Origin of the sequence: Rhizobium sp. P40RR-XXII (genome assembly GCF_012641405.1) — a bacterium.
Taxonomy (GTDB): domain Bacteria; phylum Pseudomonadota; class Alphaproteobacteria; order Rhizobiales; family Rhizobiaceae; genus Rhizobium.
On record NZ_JABAII010000028.1, the window covers coordinates 1 to 19,214 of the forward strand.

The following is a 19,214-nucleotide window of genomic DNA, read 5'->3' on the forward strand; positions in this document are numbered from 1 at the left end:
AGACCGTTCCCTCTATCGTTCAAGTCCATCTTCTTGACGTCGCCGAATTGGTGGAGCGCTTTCCGGAGCGCGGTCAGCGCCAGCTGCAATGGTTCTCGCCCCACGAAGCGGCCGCCCATGTCCGCGAGCCGGAGTTGAAGAGCCTGCTGCGCGGGGTGGAGGCAGCTCTCGCGCCGGACAAATGAGCGAAACGGCGGACGCCGCCTAATGGCGGTCCGGATAAATCGCATGTTCAAATCTCGTCTGAGGATGCCTTGGAAGGTTGGCTCGAGCATGGAGCACAACGGATGCGAATGACTCGCAGCCTGCGCTCGCGCAATCAGAGACTTGTCGCCAGCGCCGCCATCCAGATCGCAACGGCGGCGGCACCGCCGTCTTCGGTTCCGAGAGCTCTTTCGCCGAGATAGCTTGCGCGGCCGAGCCTTGGCACCATATCCGCCGTACGGCGCGCGCCGTCCGCCGCTGCCATCGCCGCGCGCTTCCACGCCTCGATCGCGGGCACATTGCCGTCAGTCGCCTCAAGTGCTCTTAACGCTGGGTCGAGTGCATCCAGCATGGTTCGATCGCCCGGTTTGGCGCTGCCGATCTCGCTGATCGCAGCTATGCCGATTGCGAAAGCGGCCCGGAAATCCTCGGGCGAGAAGCGATTGTTCTCTCCGAGATGGCGTCCGGCTCGGGTGAGCGCAATGGCATAGAAAGGACCCGAGCTACCGGCGATCGCCCTGCGCAGCGCATTGCCGATCGCAACCAGGGCATTGGCGGGATTGATCCAGGCGCGGTCGGGCAGGGCGCGGATAGCTTCGGCGCCACGAAGCATGCTCGCTCCGAGATCGCCATCGCCCGCCTTGCTGTCGAGCTCCGTCAGATGGGCTTCGGCTTCTTCCAGCGCATTGCAGACGGCAAGGCCGATACGGCGGAGCTCGCTGGGGTCGAACCGACCCGCATCGCCAAGTGGAGCCTCGTTCTCCGGCGTCTTTGGCACCCGCACGATATGGGGCGCTTGCGCAATTTCGCCGCCCCTCGGCCAGGCGGAGGCACTGGTTGCGGCATCCAGCAGCTCGACATCGCCTGGGCGTAGATCCAGAAGCGAAATCGAACAGCCGGGCATTTCGAGCGCAGTCAGGAAATTGCCGCTCCAGGCACGCTCGATTGCGAGACCCCGCGAACGCAAAGACGCGAGCGCGCAACCGGCGACAATCGCCAGCTCCATTGGCGGCGTCGCGCCGAGACCATTGACGAGCAATGCAACCTTGGTACCCGCGACGAGCTTCATATCCTTTGCGATCTGATCGACGATCCTGTCGGTGATCGCGTCGGCGGGCAGAAGCTTCGTGCGCTCGACACCCTTTTCCCCGTGAATGCCGAGGCCCAGCTCGATCTCGTCCTCGCCGAGCGTGAAACCGGCCTTGCCAGCCGCAGGGACGATGCAGGAGCCGAGCGCGACCCCCATGGTGCCGAGACGGGACGCCGCGGACCGAGCGATGGCGGCGACCTCCTTCAGGCTCTTGCCACCGGTCGCGGCGGCGCCCGCGATCTTGTGCACCAGCACCGTTCCGGCAATGCCGCGCCGGCGCTCGGGCGGCACGAGCCCTGAAAGCGCCACATCATCCGCCACGACGACCACTTCGGTTGGAATACCCTCGATGGCGGCCAATTCGCCGGCAAGGCCGAAATTCAGGCGGTCGCCGGTATAGTTCTTCACGATCAGCAATGCGCCCGCGGGGCCGGCACTGGCGCGGATTGCGGCGAGAACCGCGTCGACGCTGGGGGAGGTGAAAACCTCGCCGGTGACAGCTGCGGTCAACATGCCCGGTCCGACATATCCGGCATGAGCCGGCTCGTGCCCAGCGCCGCCGCCCGAGATCAGCGCCACCGGCCGCTCGGCGACCGCGGGAAGATCGGCGCGAACAACGACATTCTCCGTGTCCAGCAGGGCGAGGCCGGGCGCAAGGGCGACGATGCCCTCCAGCATTTCCCGTACGACATCGATGGGTCGATTGATGAGCTTCTTCATTGGCCTCCATCCCGTTGCTGCTTGCGTCGAAACGCTACCGGTCATCTCGCGCTTATGCTCGGTAAGGGAGAACTAGCGGCAAAATGCGCATTGAAATCCACTCCACCAAGACCCTGCGCCCACCACCCCTAGAATCTCGCGCACCATAGCATAATCGCCGTTCATGCCATGAACCGCGACCAAGAAATCAAATGGGCCGTCGAGCAGGATGGCGGTCTTGCGCCGTTCATCCCGGGCGCCATGGCAGCAGCGCGGCTATGATTAGTCTCCTGTTAACTAACTCGGTTTAAAGTTTCTTAATCCAGAGGCCCTCCCAGCTCTTGCGAATAATCGGTAATGTCAATTATCCATGCCCTCGGCGCAAATAGCGGTCGCCTCATCAGGATCACCTTTGGCCCAGGGTGGCGCCAGCAACCGCCGGCGCGTGTTGCGGGTCAGGCCAAACTTGCAAGAGCCCGCATCATCATGCTGGCCTGCGGGCTGGTCGTCTGTTATCTGGCTATCGTCGCCAAACTCATCTATTTCGACCTGGAGCCGAGAACCGATACGTCCGCGATCCCGCCGGATCGCGTGAGCGCGGCTCGCCCGGATATCGTCGACCGGAACGGTGAACTGCTGGCGACCGATGTCCGCACCGTATCGATGTTCGCCGAGCCAAACCGCGTGATCGATCCGGACGAAGCGGTTGAGAAAATCGCCTCGATCTTTCCCGATATCGACCGCAAGTCCCTCTATAAGAAGCTTGCCGACCGGCGGTCGCACTTTGCCTGGCTACGCCGGCAGCTGACGCCGAAGGAACAGAGCGAAATCCTTGCGCTCGGCATTCCGGCAATCGGTTTTCGCCCCGAGGTGAAACGCTTCTATCCGGGCGGCCGCACGGCCGCGCATATTCTCGGCTATGTCGATATCGACAATCATGGCGTTGCCGGCATGGAAAAATATCTCGACATGCAGGGCCTGTCGGATCTCGCTTCCACAGGCCTGACCAGCCGCGATACACTCGAACCGGTGCGCCTCTCGATCGATCTTCGCGTTCAAAACGTCGTTCACGATGTCGTCACCAACGCGCTCGATCTTTACAAAGGTAAGGCGGCCGGTGCGGTGGTTCTGGATATCCATACCGGTGAAGTACTGGCAATGGCGTCCGCGCCCGATTTCGATCCGAACGACCCGCAAGCAACCGGCAGCGATGGCTGGCTCAATCGCATGTCGAACGGTACGTTCGAAATGGGCTCGACCTTCAAGACCTTTTCGATGGCAATGGCATTTGATGTTGGCGCCGTAAAGGCGACCGACACGTTCGATGCATCCGCGCCGCTGCACTATGGCGGCTTCATCATCCATGACGACCGGGACGTACCGCGTCGCTGGCTGACCGTGCCGGAAATTTTCCGCTATTCTTCCAACATCGGCACGGCCAAGATGATGGACCGCGTCGGCATGGACAACCAAAAGGCCTATCTCACCCGCTTCGGCCTTTTGACCAAGCTGAAGACCGAATTGCCGGAAGTCAAAATGCCAACCCAGCCTCGTGTCTGGAAGAAGATCAACTCGATTACGATTTCCTTCGGCCATGGCGTCGCCACCACTCCGCTGCAGACGGCAGTCGCAGGTGCAGCGCTGATGGATGGCGGCGAATTGATCGAGCCCACGTTTCTGCCGCGTACACGCGAAGAAGCAGAAAAGGTGGAAACACCGATCGTCAAGCCGGCCACCAGCGATATCATCCGCTCGCTCTTCAAACTCAATGGCGAGGAAGGCTCCGGCAAACCGGCCAACGTTCCCGGTTACCATGTCGGTGGCAAAACAGGCACAGCCAACAAGGTCATCCACGGCGTCTATTCTCACAAGCTGAGCTTCAATTCATTTCTTGGCGCCTTCCCGATCGAACATCCGCGATACGTCGTGCTTGCCTTCGTGGATCAGCCGCTGACCGGCGAGCACAATTTGACCTTCGCCACCAACACGGCTGCGCCGATGGTGCGTGATATCATCAAACAGGCGGCTCCGATGCTTGGCGTCAAGCCGGATTTCGGCTCGAACTTGATCGCATCCTACTGAGAGGCCGTCGTATTCGGTTGCCTGTCGCTTTGCACGCCGCCACCCTCGACCGAGATAGATGCCGTCGCTGAAGTGTTCGCCGCGCTCCTCCACGATCCGGCGCGATCGTCAGCGCGTTTCGATTTCTGACTGCGCAAGCCCAATACACCCAATTTCCATCAACGCCGCCATTTTGGGCACAGATCGTGGCCGCCGTGGTTGCGATTTTAAGACCTGGCGACGTAGCGCCGGGCCGTATGCAGCGACGGCTATTGACAACTCACCCCTCATAGGACTTGATATTAAAATCCGTTAAAACGGACATATGTCCATAATTATGGACAATGGGAACGATACTCTACAAAAGGGGAGCCGCAATGACGATTTCACTTAGAGCCGGCCTGATCTCGCTGGCCGCGACCGCAATTCTCTGCAGCCCGGTGCTGGCCGCCGGCAGCAAGCTCGATGACGTGCTGGCCCGCGGCCACCTCGTGATGGGGACCGGCAGCACCAACGCGCCCTGGCATTTCAAGAGCGCGGACGACAAGCTCCAGGGCTTTGACGTCGATATGGGCCATATCATCGCCAAGGCTCTCTTCGGCGATCCGGACAAGATCGAATATGTCAACCAGTCCTCGGACGCGCGCATTCCGAACATCACCACCGACAAGGTCGACATCACCTGCCAGTTCATGACCGTGACGGGCGAGCGTGCTCAACAGATCGCTTTCACGATCCCTTATTATCGCGAGGGCGTCGGCCTCATGCTCAAGGCGGACGGCAAATATGCTGACTATGCCGCACTTAAGGCTGCCGGCTCCTCGGTGACGATCTCGGTACTTCAGAATGTCTATGCGGAAGCGATGGTCCATGCGGCCCTTCCGGAAGCAACCGTCGATCAGTACGATTCCGTCGACCTGATCTACCAGGCGCTTGAGTCCGGCCGGGCCGATGCCGCCGCCACCGATCAGTCGTCACTTGCCTGGTACATGACCCAAAACCCCGGCAAGTATAAGGATGCCGGTTACGGATGGAACCCGCAGACCTATGCCTGTGGCGTCAAGCGCGGCGATCAGGATTGGCTGAACTTCGTCAATACCGCCCTTCATGAGGCTATGACGGGCGTCGAGTTCGATACTTATGCGAAGTCCTATAAAACTTGGTTCGGCAAAGACCTGGCACCTCCGCAGATCGGCTTTCCGGTCGAATTCAAGTAATAGGCAAAAAGGAACGGGAGTATCTCCCGTTCCTTCTTCTGGAGGTGGCCTGTCATGGGTTACACGCTGAATTTTGCTGCCGTTTGGCGCAACTTTGATTTTCTCCTGAGCGGATTGCTGCTGAGCCTTGGGCTGGCAGTGATCTCGCTGTTGATTGGTGCCGTGCTCGGTCTTCTGGTGGCCTTTGCGCTGATCTCGAAGCAACGAGTGGCTGTGGTGCCTGCACGCTGCTACGTCACGCTTATCCGCAATCTCCCAATCCTGGTGCTTGTGCTGTTTGCCTTTTTTGCATTGCCACAAATAGGGTTTAGGCTCGACAAGATCAAAAGCTTTGTCCTCGTCCTGTCCTTGTACTCTGGCGCCTATCTCGCCGAGGTGTTTCGTGCGGGACTGTTGTCCATTCCCAGGGGTCTGACGGAAGCCGGGCTTGCGATCGGCCTCACCGGGATGCAGATTCGTACATCGATCGTTGCGCCGCTGATGCTGCGCAATGTACTCCCTTCCTTGTCATCGACAGTCATATCGCTGTTCAAGGATACCTCGCTTGCGGCAACCATTGCTGTCCCGGAACTGACTTTTGCCGCGCGCAAGATCAACGTCGAAAGCTTCCGCGTGATCGAGACATGGATGGTTACCTCGGCGCTCTATGTTGCAACCTGTCTCCTGATCGCCGCCGGCATGCGTTTTGTTGAACGCCGGCTGGCGCTGCCGAGGTAAGTCGATGTCACAGACTTTTTTAGATCAGCTTTGGATCGCCCGTTATGTCATCATGAACGGTCTGGCAATGACTGTGTCCATATCGTTACTGGCAATTCTTGGGGGTTCACTCCTTGGCGTCCTTGTCGGGCTATCTCTCGCCTATGGCAATGTCGTCCTTCGTCTCATCATACGTGTCTATACCGACGTGATCCGTGGAACGCCGGTTCTCGTCCTGGTGCTGGCAAGCTACTATGTGTCGAGTGCCGTCGGGCTCGCGCTCGGACCCTTTGCCGCCGGTGTGCTGGCATTGGCCATCTTCTGCTCGTCCCATGTCGGAGAAATCGTGCGTGGTGCGCTGCAGGCGATCCCGAAAGGGCAAACCGAAGCGGCCAAGGCGATCGGACTGACCTTTTCGCAAACATTCACCTCGGTGCTCTGGCCGCAGGCGCTGCGCCAATTCCTGCCGGCCTGGGTCAACACCGCCGCAGAGATGGTCAAGGCGTCGACGCTGCTGTCCGTCATCGGGGTGGCCGAGCTGCTTCTTCGCTCACAGGAGATCATCTCCCGCAACTTCATGAGTCTGCAATTCTACTTTCTTGCGGGGGCTCTGTATTTCGTCGTCAACTTCGGGATCGAACGCTTCGGTCAGTTCATCGAGCGCAAGACCGCTCTTCCATCGTGAGGAGGCCAAGCCATGGCCAAGACAATTCTCGAAATCAAGGGCCTGCGGAAGAGCTACGGTCATCACGAGGTCCTCAAAAGCGTCGACTGCTCGGTTGCTGAGGGCGAGGTCATCTCGATCATCGGCTCGTCCGGGTCGGGCAAGACGACCATGCTACGCTGCGTGAATATGCTGGAAGAGTTTCAGGGGGGCACGATCAGCCTCGACGGCGAAGAGATCGGTTATCACATCGAGGGCAGTTCTCGCCGGCGCAAGAGTGAAAAGGAGATTGCCCGTCAGCGTGCGCTGACAGGGATGGCATTCCAGCAATTCAATCTCTTTCCGCACATGAGCGCGGCTGAAAACGTGATGCTTGGCCTGATCAAGGTAAAGAAGATGCCGAAGGCCGAGGCGCGCGCAATCGCCGAGCGCTGGCTCGACCGCGTCGGCCTTTCGGCACGCACCAGTCACTACCCCGGCCAGCTTTCCGGCGGCCAGCAACAACGTGTGGCGATCGCCCGCGCGATCGCGATGTCGCCGCGCCTGATGCTCTTCGATGAGGTGACCTCCGCACTCGATCCGGAACTGGTGGGCGAAGTGCTGCAGGTGATCAAGGGGCTCGCCGCGGATGGAATGACCATGCTGCTGGTCACGCACGAAATGCGCTTTGCCTATGAAGTCTCGTCCCGGGTGATTTTCATGAACCAGGGTGTGATCTGCGAGCAGGGTGATCCGAAGGAAATGTTCATCAAGCCCAAAACCGAGCGGCTTGCCGAATTCCTGAAAAACTCAAGCTTCAACTAAAAGGAAAGAAAGAATATGACGATCAAGCGTTACGGTGCGGGTGAGACCGGCGCAGGCGGCCAGCCGCTGCCATTTGCACGCGCCACCGAAGCCGCGGGATGGCTTTATGTATCCGGCCAGGTGCCGATGGAAAAGGGCGAGATCGTGCCTGGCGGCATCATCGGGCAGAGCCGAAAGGCAATCGAAAACATGATTGCGATCCTCAATGAAGCCGGCTACAGCTTGGAAGATGTCGTGCGCGTCGGCGTGTGGCTTGATGATCCACGCGATTTCTGGAGCTTCAATGGTGTCTATGCCGAGTATTTCGGCAAGAACCCGCCGGCTCGCGCTTGTGTTCAATCGCGCATGATGGTCGACTGCAAGGTCGAGGTTGATTGCGTGGCTTACCGCGCCGATCGCGCCTGACAAGGATTGGAGAGAGCATGACCGAGGCCGCAAGCGATACAGTATCGCGACGCACCCGGGGACTGGATCGCGCCTTCGAGATTCTTGAATTTCTCCGCGTGAAACGACAGCCCATGCGGCCGAACGAGATCGCGTCCGAAATCGGGGCTCCCCGATCGTCGGTCTATGAATTGGTCAATCTTCTCTTGCGCCATGGCATGCTCGATTACCAGGGGAATGACGGCCGTGTTTATCTCGGCCGTCGCCTGTACTTTCTCGGAACAGCCTATGCCGAACAATTCGATTGGATGCGCGAATGTGATCGCATGCTGGTGCGGCTGGCCGAGGAAACACGCGAAACGGCGCAGATGTGCCTGCTTGAAGGCAGGAAATATACGGTTGCCATGATGCGCGAAGGTGTCCGGCCTTTCCGCATTTCGTCAAATGTCGGCGAACCGGTTGCGATCCCCTGGACGGCTTCAGGACGCCTATTGGTGTCGCATCTTACCGATCGAGAAATTATCGATCTGATCCCGCCGGAGGATTTTGTCCTTCCCAATGGGAGGCAGATGGAGCCGTCCGAGTTCATCGGCCAGGTGCGCCAGGCTGGTCGCGACGGTTTCTTCACGTTCAATAGTGAAGTTGAAAATTTCACCCATTGCTTCGCAGTTCCGATCCATCAGGCCGGGGGAGCCTGCATAGCCACGCTCTGCCTCGTCGCCCCACGCGAAGATGGCCTTCGCAACCGCAACATCTACCTTCAAAGCCTGGCGACAGCAGCCAATGAAATCTCTGAGAAACTGGGCTTTCACATTGAACGGGACAAGTCCATCGCGCTCCGTTGAGCCGCCGTTCAAAATGTTCTGGCTTAATGATCGGAAAGAGGGCTGAGATAGCGATCATCGTCTTTTCATGAGGATCACCGGAGCGAGCCCGGCTCCTGGCGGATAACTTCAATGGCAATCGTGCTGATTCAGTTTCAAAATTGCAGAGGCAGCACAGCGTAGCTTTGGCGTTAGCTCGATTTTGTACAAAGCCGAGCTTAGAGGCGTTGCTGTCTATTCGAGCAGGCCCTAACAGTGGCACTAATTGGACTTGGTGCCTTCCTTGTCCGAGACTCGACCAAGATCTGGCATTGCGCCCGTAATCTGTCGGCTCGCCTTCAAGTCGTTTTCATCAAAGGCGTACCGGCGCAAGATCGCAAAGAGTGCTTCATTCATTTGCGCGCCATCCAGAAGCTCGGGACTGTCGCAAATGACATTGATGGTTCGTTGAACGACACGATCGGCAGCCACTTCCGAATCGACAAGCTTGCTAGCCCACTGGCGAAGAAGGGCGCGAAGTTGCGGATCCTGTGGTATGTCTGGGGACGGTGTAAGGGACATGTTCACTCCTCCTATCCTTGCAGGCGGGAGCACGCATGAGCCCTCGGTCGTCACGGCATATAGGATTGGTCTGTGACGATGATTTATCGTATCAATTAGAGCGCAAGAGTCCAGTTCCAATCGAGCTGGCGGCTACTATTAATCTGCTTAAGTGCTCGGGTATCGCGGTCGACCGTGGAATCGCGGCCTATCCCCGGTCATTGTGCGAACACAGATAGAGGCGGTGTTCTCTTCCGTGTCCGACCGGGGCGAAAACGTAAGGCACGGCCAGATGACGGTAAAGTTGTACTTCTTCAGATTCGTTCGTTTGCGAGAAACTGACGAAATCGCTCGGATTTCGGACGTTTGAATAGTTCCGCCGGCTCTCCCGTCTCTTCAATGACACCCTTGTGAAGAAAAACAACTTTATTGGACACGTCTCGCGCAAACGCCATTTCGTGTGTGACGACCAACATCGTTCGACCTTCCTCAGCAAGAGAGCGCATCACCTTCAGGACCTCACCGACGAGTTCGGGGTCAAGCGCAGAAGTCGGTTCATCAAAGAGCATTACCCTGGGCCGCTGCGCGAGAGCGCGGGCGATAGCAGCGCGTTGTTGCTGGCCTCCGGATAGATGCGCCGGATAGAAATTCCGCTTGTCGGCGATTCCAACCCGCTCGAGCAGCGCTTCTGCTTCAGCAATGCATTCAGCACGATCGCGTTTTTGTACGTGCACCGGCGCCTCGATCACATTCTCCAAAATGGTCATATGTGACCAAAGATTGAAGCTCTGAAACACCATGCCAATGTGTTCGCGCAGTCGATCTACTTGGCTGCGGTTAGCGGGCTCGGTTCTGTGGCGGCCTTTTTTCAAAGCGAACATCTCGCCGCCAATACGTATCTCCCCACTGTCAGGCACTTCAAGCATGTTGATGCATCGGAGCATCGTCGACTTGCCGGAGCCGGAAGAACCCAGGATCGATACAACGTCGCCTTCGTGGGCCTCCAGCGAAACACCTTTCAAAACCTCCAACGGGCCAAAGCATTTTCTGAGGTCTTTGACCGAAACGGCAGCGCATTTTTGTATGTTATCGCTGGCCAAAACTGTTCCCCTGACGGACATGCGCACTCCCATTACGTGTTAAGATTGCGGCCGCATGCGCATATGTGGGGAAAGCCAAAATTCGACCACCATGAGCATACGCGTGACGACGAAATTGATCGCAAGGTAGATCGCCCCTGCGACGATGAAGATTTCGAAAGCCCGAAAGCTGTCAGCGATCAATTTTCCCGCGAGACCGGTGACCTCCATGATGGTGATGACAGACGCAAGTGCCGTTGCCTTGACCATCAGGATGATCTCGTTGCCATAGGCAGGCAGTGCGTGCCTGACGGCAATCGGAAGAATGATCCGTCTGAACAATAGAATGCCCGACATGCCGCAAGCGCGCGCTGCCTCAACCTGTTGCATGGAGACCGCCTGCAGGCCACCTCGAAAGATTTCGCTGCAGTAGGCGGCAGTATTCAGTGTCAGTGCCAACACGGCACACCAGTAGGGTTCACGAAAGAACCACCAGACGCCAAGGTCCTGCAGCCCATGCCGGAATTGACCCAGGCCGTAGTAGATCAGGAACATTTGGACAAGAAGGGGTGAACCTCTGAATGCGAAGACATAGGCGCGGGTTACGGTTCGGCCGATTGCGCCGCCTGTTACTGCGAAGAGCGAGATGGCAAGCGCCAGGGCACTCCCCGCCAGGATGGAGGTGATCGCAAGTTCGATGGTCAGCGGCAAACCGGTTAGTAAAGTGAGGAGCGTCTCCCACATGAAGCCAATATCCATCACAACGCCCTCCTGATCCCTTGAGTTGTCCGAGCTTCCATTTTCCTGAACAGAATCGAGGAGAACCAGGTTACAACGAGATAGAGGACGACCGCTGTGAGGTAGAATTCGAACGGACGGCGCGTGGATCCCGCGGCGATTTGCGATTGGCGGAGGAGTTCGACAAGACCCGTCACAGAAATCAATGCTGATTCCTTCAGCACAAGTTGCCAAGTGTTTCCAAGGCCCGGAATGGCGTAGCGAAGCACGAGTGGCGCGACGATGCGTCTGAATTTCGGCCACGGCCGCATGCCAACGGCGCTGGCTGCTTCAATTTCGCCGCGTGCAACCGATCTGAAGGCGCCGCGAAAGATTTCAGCTTGATAAGCCGCCGAGACCACACCAAGTGCCAAGGTCCCTGTCAAAAAGGGAGGCATTCCTATGAATCCACGATAACCTAACAGGCCACCGACGGAGCCGAGAAAGGCGCTTCCGCCAAAATAGAAAAGATAGATGACCAGAAGGTCCGGCACGCCGCGTAGAACCGTCGTGTAACAGTCGGCAAACCAGCGAACCGCCATGTGCCGGGACAGTTGCATGAAGGTGACAATTGAGCCGATGATCGTTCCAGCCAGAAAGCCACATGCGGAAACGCCAATTGTCATGGCCGCTGCCGTCAGAAGGAGCGAACCCCACCCCGTCTGTCCGAAGCCGACGAGTGCCAGGTAACTATCGATAAGCTCCATGCGTGAACCTCTTTGTAAAAGACCAGCTTCGGTTCAGTCGGCAGCTCGCCGATGCGCCCAAATGCGCTGGAGCTTCGACATATTCTTGAGGGAGCTTTGAACGTGAGCACGCGCTGCATTTGCCGCGGCCTCGCGGTCGCGTGCACAGATAGCGTCCGCGATTGCCTGATGCTCATCGAGATCAGTATGCTCGAGATCGACCCAAAGAACTTCGAGCCACAGTGCCAAACGAAGCTGCTGGTAGACTTGGTCGGTCACCCTTACCAGCGCTTCGTTGCGAGTTGACTCCACGATGACGTGATGGATGTGTAGGCCAAGGTCGAGGTTGCGGGCCGCGTCGGACGGCGCCTCGTTAGTCGTCTCCTTGAGCTCTACCATCTGGGCAATTACGCCCCGAAGCCGATCAAGGTCTTCCTCCGTCGCCGTCTCGCAGGCGAGCTGCGCCGCGCAAACATCGAGTGCCTCGCGAACAACCAACAGATTGCAGAATTTGGTGATGTCCAGATCGGTGACCGTGTAGCCGAGGTTCCTTTGCCCGACGATCAGCCCTTCCTCTTCAAGTTTCATAAGCGCTTCGCGCAACGGCGTTCGGCTGACGCCAAAGCGCTTGGCAAGTGTGCTTTCAGACAGGCGCTCCGAGGGTCGTAGTTGGCCACTGAGGATCAGGTCCTTCAGCTGCGAGTATGTGCTCTCACGCAATGAGACTCGCTGTTCCGTTTTGGTCGATGCCAATTAATTCCCCTTCCGTCTTTTGGGCCATTTGCCAGGCCTCCAAGCGTAATCATAACTTTTTCCCTCTTGCTCGATCAAGAAGAATACGATTATGTATACAATATTGGCCACAACAAGCAATGGCTCTTCATCTGCGTTTTTGGAAGCGGCTTGAAAATGTGGGTACAGGATAAATGGAGGCCCGATGCCTGAGATTCTAAGTCTGGAAGAACTGCGGAAACGCTTTTCGAACGTCTCAGGCGGCGAGATGTTTGATCCGGGGTTTCGAAAGGTTGCCGAACTGGTCTTCGGGGAGGGCGACAGCCGTCAGGCTCCTTACTGTGGCGTACCAACGCTTTTGAAGGCTCCTTATCGTCCTGATGCGTCGCCCGGTTTCGCGGGTATCGACATCGCGCTTTTCGGAATTCCGATGGATCTTGGCGTAACGAACCGATCAGGCGCACGGTTCGGGCCGAGAGCCGTTCGCAATGTCGATCGGGTCGGTCCTTATGACCATGTCCTACATGCGGTACCAACCGCCCATGCCCGCGTTGCTGACGTTGGCGACGTTCCCTTCCGCAGCCGCTTTGATCTTGCGGCGTCGCATGAAGATATCGAGAAATTTGTGCGCGGGATCATGCAAGCCGGCGTCGTGCCGCTTGCAGTCGGCGGCGATCATTCGATCGGCCTTCCGATCCTAAGGGCTGTCGGCAAGGATCGACCCGTGGGGATGATCCATATCGACGCACATTGCGACACGGGCGGTTCATTTGAGGGCTGCAAATTCCATCACGGCGGCCCCTTTCGCCAAGCGGTTCTTGACGGTGTCCTTGATCCAAGGCGGACGGTTCAGATCGGAATTCGAGGAAATTCCGAATATCTGTGGGAATTCTCGTATGCCTCCGGCATGACCGTCATACATGCGGAAGACGTCGGCGACCAAGGCTTAAAAGCCGTAATCGCAAAGGCGAGAGAAATCGTCGGACCTGGCCCGACCTACATCAGCTTCGATGTAGACTCTCTTGATCCGGCTTTTGCGCCGGGCACAGGCACGCCCGAAGTCGGCGGATTGACCTCCGCTCAGGCTCTGGGAATCCTGCGCGGCCTCATGGGTTTGAATATAGTTGGCGGCGACGTCGTCGAGATCGCTCCGCAATATGATCCAACCACAAACACGGCACAGATAGCAGCTCAGGTCTTATTCGAAATCCTCTGCCTAGCGGCCGAGGCAATCAAGGTTCGCACGTCCTAGCAATCGGAGCAGGACGTTGCGGAGTCTGTAACAGCCTTGTCTCGCAAAAGAGGGGCAGGGTACAACAAAAAGGGGAATGCAAATGCAACTATCGAAACTTTTGCTGACGTCCGCCCTGCTCGGCGTTTTGTCGGCCGGCGCTGCCGTCGCCGAGACAAAACCAACCGAAATCACCATTGCGACCGAAGGCGCATACGAGCCGTGGAATTTCACCGGCCCCGACGGCAAGCTCGCCGGGTTCGAGATCGATCTCGCCAACGACCTTTGCGCTCGCATGAAGATCAAGTGCACGATCGTTGCCCAGGATTGGGACGGCCTCATTCCGTCGCTCAACGCGAAAAAGTTCGATGCCATCATGGCCTCGATGATCGTTACCGATAAGCGTCTTGCCGTCATTTCGTTCAGCGAACCCTATGCGCCAACGGCGGCGGCCTTCATGGTCGACAAAACAGGTCCGCTTGCGAAGCTTCCAGGGACCGGGACGACGGTCGATCTGGCTGGTGACAAAGCGAAGGTCGAGCAGGAATTGCAGCCGCTTCGCGACGCTCTCAAAGGCAAGGCCGTCGGCGCCCAGGTATCGACCGCAAATGCCACGTTTCTCGACACCTACTTCAAGGGCGTCGTCGATCCGAGAGAATACAAGACCGTCGAGCAGCATGATCTGGATCTTCAGGCTGGTCGCATCGACGCCGTCATTGCACAGAAAACGTCTCTGACAGCAACGCTCGGCAAGGACGATTTCAAGGACTACACGATCGCTGGTCCGACATTCAAAGGCGGGGTTTTTGGGCAGGGCATCGCCGCAGGCCTTCGCAAGGACGACACGGTCTTGAAGTCGATGTTTGATACGGCGATCAAAGCCGCCAAAGCGGACGGCACGATCGACAAACTTTCGCAAAAATGGATCAAGACAACTCTTGATTGATGCGGAGCGAAAGCCCGCCTGAGAGCAAAGAGCAGCCGGTGCGGGCGACGTCTCACCGGCTGACTGACGAAGCCTTGCCCAGCATCGCGCTGTCGAAACAAACCTACCATTCGGAGAACCACTGTGACCATTCTTCTCAACTCCCTGGAATCTCGCGACGCCGCGTTTGTTCTCCATCCCTATACCAACGCGTCACAGCATTTGAAGGATGGCCCGCTGGTGATTGCCAGGGGTGAGGGAATCCACATCATCGACAGCGAAGGCAATAAATATATCGAAGGTCTTGGGGGGCTGTTTTGTGCGTCGCTCGGCTTTAGCGAACAGCGTCTGGTCGATGCAGCAACGCGCCAAATGAAGGAATTGCCGTTCTATCACAGCTTCGGCGGCAAATCGCATGAGACAGCCATCGAGCTGGCCGACAGGCTTATCCAGCTTTCACCGGTCCCGATGTCGAAGGTGTTCTTCGCCAATTCGGGCTCCGAGGCCAACGACACGGCCATGAAACTCGTTTGGTATTATCACAACGCGATCGGCAAGCCGGAAAAGAAGAAGATTATCTCGCGGATGCGGGCCTATCACGGCGTGACCATCGCCTCGGCGAGCCTGACCGGACTTCCGAATAACCATCGTGATTTCGATCTGCCCATCGATCGCGTGCTTCATACGGATTGCCCGGAATACTACCGCTACGGCCAACCAGGCGAAACCGAAGAGGAATTCGCAACACGTTGCGCCGACTCGCTTGAGAAGCTGATCCTCGCCGAAGGCCCGGAAACCATCGGTGCATTCTTCGCCGAGCCGCTGATGGCGTCCGGTGGCTGCATCGTTCCGCCTCCGACCTATTATGACAAGATCCAGGAGATCCTCAAAAAATACGAAGTGCTGCTGATCGCTGACGAGGTCATCTGCGGCTTTGGCAGGCTGGGCACGATGTTCGGTTCCGAAAGTTTCGGACTTCGCCCGGACATGATCGTCATGGCCAAGCAGCTTTCGGCGGCCTATCAGCCGATATCGGCTTTGATGATCAACGAAAAAATCCATTCCGCAGTCGTTTCGGAAAGCGAGAAGATCGGAACATTTGGCCATGGTTTCACATATGGCGGTCATCCGGTTGCGACAGCCGTAGCCCTGGAAACACTCAGGATCTATGAGGAGCGCAATATTGTCGGCCATGTCCAGGACGTCGCACCGGTATTTCAGCGGCGTTTGCACGAACTTGCCGAACATCCACTCGTCGGCAATGCGCGAGGACGCGGCCTGATCGGGACGCTTGAACTGGTTCGCAACAAGGAAACCAAGGAGCCGTTCAAGCCCACCGATGGCATTGCCACTCATGCAGGCAAGATGGCTCAGGTTCGTGGCGTCATCACGCGCGCGCTCGGCGACAACTACTCGCTTTGCCCGCCGCTGATCATTACCGCGGCACAGATCAACGAATTATTCGACCGTTCCACCCGAGCCCTGGATGACACCTACAGCTGGGCGAGGGCGAATGGTCTCTATTGATTGAAGGATCAGACGGTATGCGAAATTTCGAAATGCAGGGACGGTCGATGGCTGTCGGCCGCAATGGAATGGCGGCGACCTCCCATCCAATGGCGACGTTGACCGCCATCGAGATACTCAAGAGCGGTGGCAGGGCGATCGACGCTGCGGTGGGTGCCTGTGCCGTCCAATGCGTGGTCGAGGCAGGTTCCACCGGTATAGGCGGCGATTGTTTTGCACTGCTGGCGTCGAATGGGAGCGATGCAGTCGTTGCTTATAACGGCTCCGGACGCACGCCGGCGGCAGCGCACTTCGACTGGTACAAGGACAATGGGATCGCGTCGATCGAACGATCATCACCGCATGCTGTGACTATTCCCGGCGCGGTGGACGCATGGACGCGTCTTGTCGCCGACCATGGAAGAATGTCGATGGCGGAAATCCTCGCTCCAGCCATTGCACTGGCGCGCGAGGGCTACGGAATCACGCCACGGGTGGCGGTCGACATTTCGAACCAGCGCGATCTGCTGCTCCGCGATCCTTCGACGCGCCGCATTTTCTTGACCAATGATCATGCCCCGCCGGTTGGAGCGGTTCAGCATCAGCACGAACTGGCGCAAACACTGGAAGCAATAGGCGTTTCAGGGCGGGACGGATTTTATCGCGGTCCCGTGGCCGAGGACATGGTGACGCGGCTGAAGTCGCTTGGCGGTCTACACACGCTTGAGGACTTTGGCTCCGCCGCCGGCGAGTATGTCAAGCCTATCAGCGCGACATATCGGGGATGGACGGTGCACGAATGCCCTCCCAACGGGCAGGGTGTCATCGCTCTGATGATCCTGAAGATTCTGGAACGGTTTGAGCGCAAAGGGGATCCCCTGAGCGCCGACAATCTGCATGTTGAAGTCGAGGCGACCCGATTGGCATATGCGGCACGCGATCGGTGGGTAGCCGACGCTGCAGTCTCCGATATTCCGGTCGACTTTCTCTTGTCGGACAAACTCGCCGACAATCTTGCCGCCAAGATCGATATGCATAGCGTGGCGAACGCCAAAGCCGAGATCGACGGCGTTGAGCATTCGGACACTGTTTACATTTCCGTCGTCGACAAGGAACGGAATGTAGCAAGCTTCATCAATTCGATCTTCCATCCCTATGGAAGCGGTCTGATGGCGCCGAAGTCCGGCGTCCTGTTTCACAATCGCGGCCAGAGCTTCGTCGTGAAGGACGGCCACCCAAACGCGATAGGGCCGCGCAAAAGGCCGATGCACACGATCATCCCCGGGCTGGTCACGCGTGGAGGCAGAGCCGTTTTGTCATTCGGTGTTATGGGCGGGCACTACCAGGCGATGGGCCACGCCCATTTCCTCTCCAAGCTGTTCGACTTTGAGCTGGATCTCCAGAGCGCAATTGATTTGCCTCGCCTCTTCCCGCTCCCCGGCACTGCCACCATCGAAATCGAAGCGCTTTTGCGCACATCAATTGGCGCTGGCCTTGAAGCCCGTGGTTTCAAGATTGTCGCACCGAATTGGGCGATTGGCGGCGCGCAGGCGATCTGGATCGATGATCAAAACAACACCCTGTTGGGCGCTTCCGATCATCGAAAAGACGGCTGTGCTCTCGGCTACTGACAAAAGATTGGAATTGATATGTCGGAGTATCCGAACACAAGGCTTCATATCAACGGCGTTTGGCGCGATGGCTCCAACGAGCCGCTAGCCATCATAAATCCAGCCTCGGGCGAGGTCATCGGCAACGTCTCAAATGCCGGCAGCAATGATCTCGACGAAGCGCTTGCCGCAGCCGCGGCCGGCTTCCAACAATGGCGTCAGGTCAGCGCGTTGGAGCGGTCGAAACTTCTTCGCAAGGCGGCTGAAATACTTCGTGGGCGCTCGACGGCGATCGCCAGGACGATGACGCTGGAACAGGGTAAGCCGCTGGCCGAGTCCCTGGCGGAAACCTTGAGCGCCGCCGACATCATCGATTGGTTTGCCGAGGAGGCTCGTCGCGCCTATGGCCGTTTGATTCCTCCAAGAGCGAGGAATGTCAGACAGATGGTCATAAAGGAGCCAGTCGGCCCGGTGGCGGCCTTCAGTCCTTGGAATTTCCCGTTGAATCAGGCGGTGCGTAAAGTGTCGGCAGCTCTTGCAGCCGGCTGTTCAATCATCCTAAAAGGACCCGAAGAGACCCCGGCGAGTTGTGCTGAACTTGTTCGCGCATTCGCTGACGCAAGCTTGCCGGCTGGTGTGCTCAATCTTGTCTTCGGCATACCGGCGGACATCTCGGGTTACCTCATTCCGCACCCGGTGATCCGCAAAATCTCCTTCACCGGATCGACGGCGGTCGGAAAACAACTCGCCTCGCTCGCGGGTGCCCACATGAAGCGCGTGACGATGGAACTGGGCGGGCATGCGCCAGCCATCGTGTTCGACGATGCGGACGTCGATCTGGCGGTTCGAATATTGAGTGGTGCAAAGTTTCGAAATGCCGGACAGGTCTGCGTGGCGCCAACGCGCTTTCTTGTTCAGCAGGGCGTCTATGAGAAATTTCTCGACGGCTTTGTGAAGGCGGCCGAAGCGATAAATGTGGGCGACGGTTTGAAGGATGGTGTGAACATGGGACCGCTTGCCAACGCTCGCCGGATCGAGGCGATGGAAGCCTTGACGGCAGACGCCGTGTCTCGTGGAGCAAGCGTTGCGATCGGAGGCAAGAGGATTGGAAATCGGGGAAATTTCTTCCAGCCCACCATTCTCACCGATGTTCCGCTCGACGCGCGTGTCTCTAATGAGGAGCCTTTTGGGCCGATGGCGCTGGTCAGTACATTTGCGGACTATGATTCTGCCGTCGCGGAGGCGAACCGGCTACCATACGGACTGGCCGCCTATGCCTATACGACATCCGCAAAGACAAGCGCCGCGCTCGCTCGCGACATTGAAAGCGGGATGCTTTCTATCAATCACCACGGACTGGCGCTCCCGGAGTTGCCGTTCGGCGGCATCAAGGATTCCGGTTACGGCTCGGAAGGTGGGACTGAGGCGATGGACAGTTATTTCAATTCGAAGCTCGTGACCGAAGCGACATAGTCCGATTTTTGC

18 protein-coding genes and 1 pseudogene are annotated in these 19,214 nt (G+C 57.9%); 13 read left to right on the forward strand and 6 right to left on the reverse strand.

What is annotated here, in order from left to right:
* Positions 1-185: pseudogene (locus HGP16_RS31690) on the forward strand (DNA mismatch repair protein MutT); the annotation flags it as partial.
* 134 nt (positions 186-319) lie between these two features.
* Here HGP16_RS31690 and HGP16_RS31695 read toward each other — a convergent pair.
* Positions 320-2,014: a dihydroxyacetone kinase family protein gene (locus HGP16_RS31695; protein WP_168843905.1), complete on the reverse strand. Its 1,695-nt coding sequence runs from the start codon at positions 2,012-2,014 to the stop codon at positions 320-322.
* A 336-nt stretch (positions 2,015-2,350) separates the two neighbouring features.
* Between HGP16_RS31695 and HGP16_RS31700 the strand changes: the two genes are divergently transcribed.
* From HGP16_RS31700 to HGP16_RS31730, 7 genes are all read left to right on the forward strand, one after another.
* Complete coding sequence (locus HGP16_RS31700; RefSeq protein WP_168843906.1) at positions 2,351-4,075, forward strand: penicillin-binding protein 2; 1,725 nt, start codon at positions 2,351-2,353, stop codon at positions 4,073-4,075.
* A 356-nt stretch (positions 4,076-4,431) separates the two neighbouring features.
* Positions 4,432-5,271, forward strand: coding sequence for a transporter substrate-binding domain-containing protein (locus tag HGP16_RS31705; RefSeq protein ID WP_168843907.1), 840 nt, complete (start codon positions 4,432-4,434; stop codon positions 5,269-5,271).
* A gap of 54 nt (positions 5,272-5,325) precedes the next feature.
* On the forward strand, positions 5,326-5,988 hold the full coding sequence (locus HGP16_RS31710) for an amino acid ABC transporter permease (protein ID WP_168843908.1): 663 nt from the start codon (positions 5,326-5,328) through the stop codon (positions 5,986-5,988).
* A 4-nt stretch (positions 5,989-5,992) separates the two neighbouring features.
* Positions 5,993-6,652, forward strand: a complete 660-nt coding sequence (locus HGP16_RS31715) for an amino acid ABC transporter permease (RefSeq protein WP_168843909.1) — start codon at positions 5,993-5,995, stop codon at positions 6,650-6,652.
* A 12-nt stretch (positions 6,653-6,664) separates the two neighbouring features.
* Complete coding sequence (locus tag HGP16_RS31720; RefSeq protein ID WP_168843910.1) at positions 6,665-7,435, forward strand: amino acid ABC transporter ATP-binding protein; 771 nt, start codon at positions 6,665-6,667, stop codon at positions 7,433-7,435.
* Between the two features lie 15 nt (positions 7,436-7,450).
* Positions 7,451-7,840 carry a RidA family protein gene (locus HGP16_RS31725; RefSeq protein WP_168843911.1) on the forward strand — a complete coding sequence of 130 codons (390 nt, stop codon included), beginning with the start codon at positions 7,451-7,453 and terminating at the stop codon, positions 7,838-7,840.
* Between the two features lie 17 nt (positions 7,841-7,857).
* Positions 7,858-8,664: an IclR family transcriptional regulator gene (locus tag HGP16_RS31730; protein ID WP_168843912.1), complete on the forward strand. Its 807-nt coding sequence runs from the start codon at positions 7,858-7,860 to the stop codon at positions 8,662-8,664.
* A gap of 240 nt (positions 8,665-8,904) precedes the next feature.
* Here HGP16_RS31730 and HGP16_RS31735 read toward each other — a convergent pair whose 3' ends face one another.
* The 5 genes from HGP16_RS31735 to HGP16_RS31755 form a co-directional block, all read right to left on the reverse strand.
* Positions 8,905-9,204: a hypothetical protein gene (locus HGP16_RS31735; RefSeq protein ID WP_168843913.1), complete on the reverse strand. Its 300-nt coding sequence runs from the start codon at positions 9,202-9,204 to the stop codon at positions 8,905-8,907.
* Between the two features lie 293 nt (positions 9,205-9,497).
* On the reverse strand, positions 9,498-10,304 hold the full coding sequence (locus HGP16_RS31740; protein ID WP_168843914.1) for an ABC transporter ATP-binding protein: 807 nt from the start codon (positions 10,302-10,304) through the stop codon (positions 9,498-9,500).
* An 18-nt stretch (positions 10,305-10,322) separates the two neighbouring features.
* Positions 10,323-11,021, reverse strand: a complete 699-nt coding sequence (locus tag HGP16_RS31745; RefSeq protein WP_168843915.1) for an ABC transporter permease — start codon at positions 11,019-11,021, stop codon at positions 10,323-10,325.
* Positions 11,021-11,746, reverse strand: coding sequence for an ABC transporter permease (locus HGP16_RS31750; protein WP_168843916.1), 726 nt, complete (start codon positions 11,744-11,746; stop codon positions 11,021-11,023). Before HGP16_RS31750 ends, HGP16_RS31745 begins: the two co-directional genes overlap by 1 nt.
* Before the next feature lie 33 nt (positions 11,747-11,779).
* Complete coding sequence (locus HGP16_RS31755; protein ID WP_168843917.1) at positions 11,780-12,478, reverse strand: GntR family transcriptional regulator; 699 nt, start codon at positions 12,476-12,478, stop codon at positions 11,780-11,782.
* 184 nt (positions 12,479-12,662) lie between these two features.
* Between HGP16_RS31755 and speB the strand changes: the two genes are divergently transcribed.
* From speB to HGP16_RS31780, 5 genes are all read left to right on the forward strand, one after another.
* Positions 12,663-13,709, forward strand: a complete 1,047-nt coding sequence (gene speB / locus HGP16_RS31760) for an agmatinase (protein ID WP_168843918.1) — start codon at positions 12,663-12,665, stop codon at positions 13,707-13,709.
* Between the two features lie 82 nt (positions 13,710-13,791).
* Entirely contained in the window at positions 13,792-14,634 is an 843-nt protein-coding gene (locus HGP16_RS31765) for a lysine/arginine/ornithine ABC transporter substrate-binding protein (RefSeq protein ID WP_168843919.1), read from the forward strand.
* Between the two features lie 123 nt (positions 14,635-14,757).
* Positions 14,758-16,140 carry an aspartate aminotransferase family protein gene (locus HGP16_RS31770; RefSeq protein ID WP_168843920.1) on the forward strand — a complete coding sequence of 461 codons (1,383 nt, stop codon included), beginning with the start codon at positions 14,758-14,760 and terminating at the stop codon, positions 16,138-16,140.
* A gap of 17 nt (positions 16,141-16,157) precedes the next feature.
* Positions 16,158-17,750, forward strand: coding sequence for a gamma-glutamyltransferase (gene ggt, locus HGP16_RS31775; protein ID WP_168843921.1), 1,593 nt, complete (start codon positions 16,158-16,160; stop codon positions 17,748-17,750).
* An 18-nt stretch (positions 17,751-17,768) separates the two neighbouring features.
* Positions 17,769-19,202 carry an NAD-dependent succinate-semialdehyde dehydrogenase gene (locus HGP16_RS31780; protein WP_168843922.1) on the forward strand — a complete coding sequence of 478 codons (1,434 nt, stop codon included), beginning with the start codon at positions 17,769-17,771 and terminating at the stop codon, positions 19,200-19,202.
* The last annotated feature ends 12 nt before the right edge of the window (positions 19,203-19,214 follow it).

What these genes read in the sequence shown, in the direction of transcription:
- HGP16_RS31695 (WP_168843905.1), bottom strand. Translation starts at nt 2,014, where the DNA reads ATGAAGAAGCTCATCAATCGACCCATCGATGTCGTACGGGAAATGCTG.
- HGP16_RS31700 (WP_168843906.1), top strand. Translation starts at nt 2,351, where the DNA reads ATGTCAATTATCCATGCCCTCGGCGCAAATAGCGGTCGCCTCATCAGG.
- HGP16_RS31705 (WP_168843907.1), top strand. Translation starts at nt 4,432, where the DNA reads ATGACGATTTCACTTAGAGCCGGCCTGATCTCGCTGGCCGCGACCGCA.
- HGP16_RS31710 (WP_168843908.1), top strand. Translation starts at nt 5,326, where the DNA reads ATGGGTTACACGCTGAATTTTGCTGCCGTTTGGCGCAACTTTGATTTT.
- HGP16_RS31715 (WP_168843909.1), top strand. Translation starts at nt 5,993, where the DNA reads ATGTCACAGACTTTTTTAGATCAGCTTTGGATCGCCCGTTATGTCATC.
- HGP16_RS31720 (WP_168843910.1), top strand. Translation starts at nt 6,665, where the DNA reads ATGGCCAAGACAATTCTCGAAATCAAGGGCCTGCGGAAGAGCTACGGT.
- HGP16_RS31725 (WP_168843911.1), top strand. Translation starts at nt 7,451, where the DNA reads ATGACGATCAAGCGTTACGGTGCGGGTGAGACCGGCGCAGGCGGCCAG.
- HGP16_RS31730 (WP_168843912.1), top strand. Translation starts at nt 7,858, where the DNA reads ATGACCGAGGCCGCAAGCGATACAGTATCGCGACGCACCCGGGGACTG.
- HGP16_RS31735 (WP_168843913.1), bottom strand. Translation starts at nt 9,204, where the DNA reads ATGTCCCTTACACCGTCCCCAGACATACCACAGGATCCGCAACTTCGC.
- HGP16_RS31740 (WP_168843914.1), bottom strand. Translation starts at nt 10,304, where the DNA reads ATGTCCGTCAGGGGAACAGTTTTGGCCAGCGATAACATACAAAAATGC.
- HGP16_RS31745 (WP_168843915.1), bottom strand. Translation starts at nt 11,021, where the DNA reads ATGGATATTGGCTTCATGTGGGAGACGCTCCTCACTTTACTAACCGGT.
- HGP16_RS31750 (WP_168843916.1), bottom strand. Translation starts at nt 11,746, where the DNA reads ATGGAGCTTATCGATAGTTACCTGGCACTCGTCGGCTTCGGACAGACG.
- speB (WP_168843918.1), top strand. Translation starts at nt 12,663, where the DNA reads ATGCCTGAGATTCTAAGTCTGGAAGAACTGCGGAAACGCTTTTCGAAC.
- HGP16_RS31765 (WP_168843919.1), top strand. Translation starts at nt 13,792, where the DNA reads ATGCAACTATCGAAACTTTTGCTGACGTCCGCCCTGCTCGGCGTTTTG.
- ggt (WP_168843921.1), top strand. Translation starts at nt 16,158, where the DNA reads ATGCGAAATTTCGAAATGCAGGGACGGTCGATGGCTGTCGGCCGCAAT.
- HGP16_RS31780 (WP_168843922.1), top strand. Translation starts at nt 17,769, where the DNA reads ATGTCGGAGTATCCGAACACAAGGCTTCATATCAACGGCGTTTGGCGC.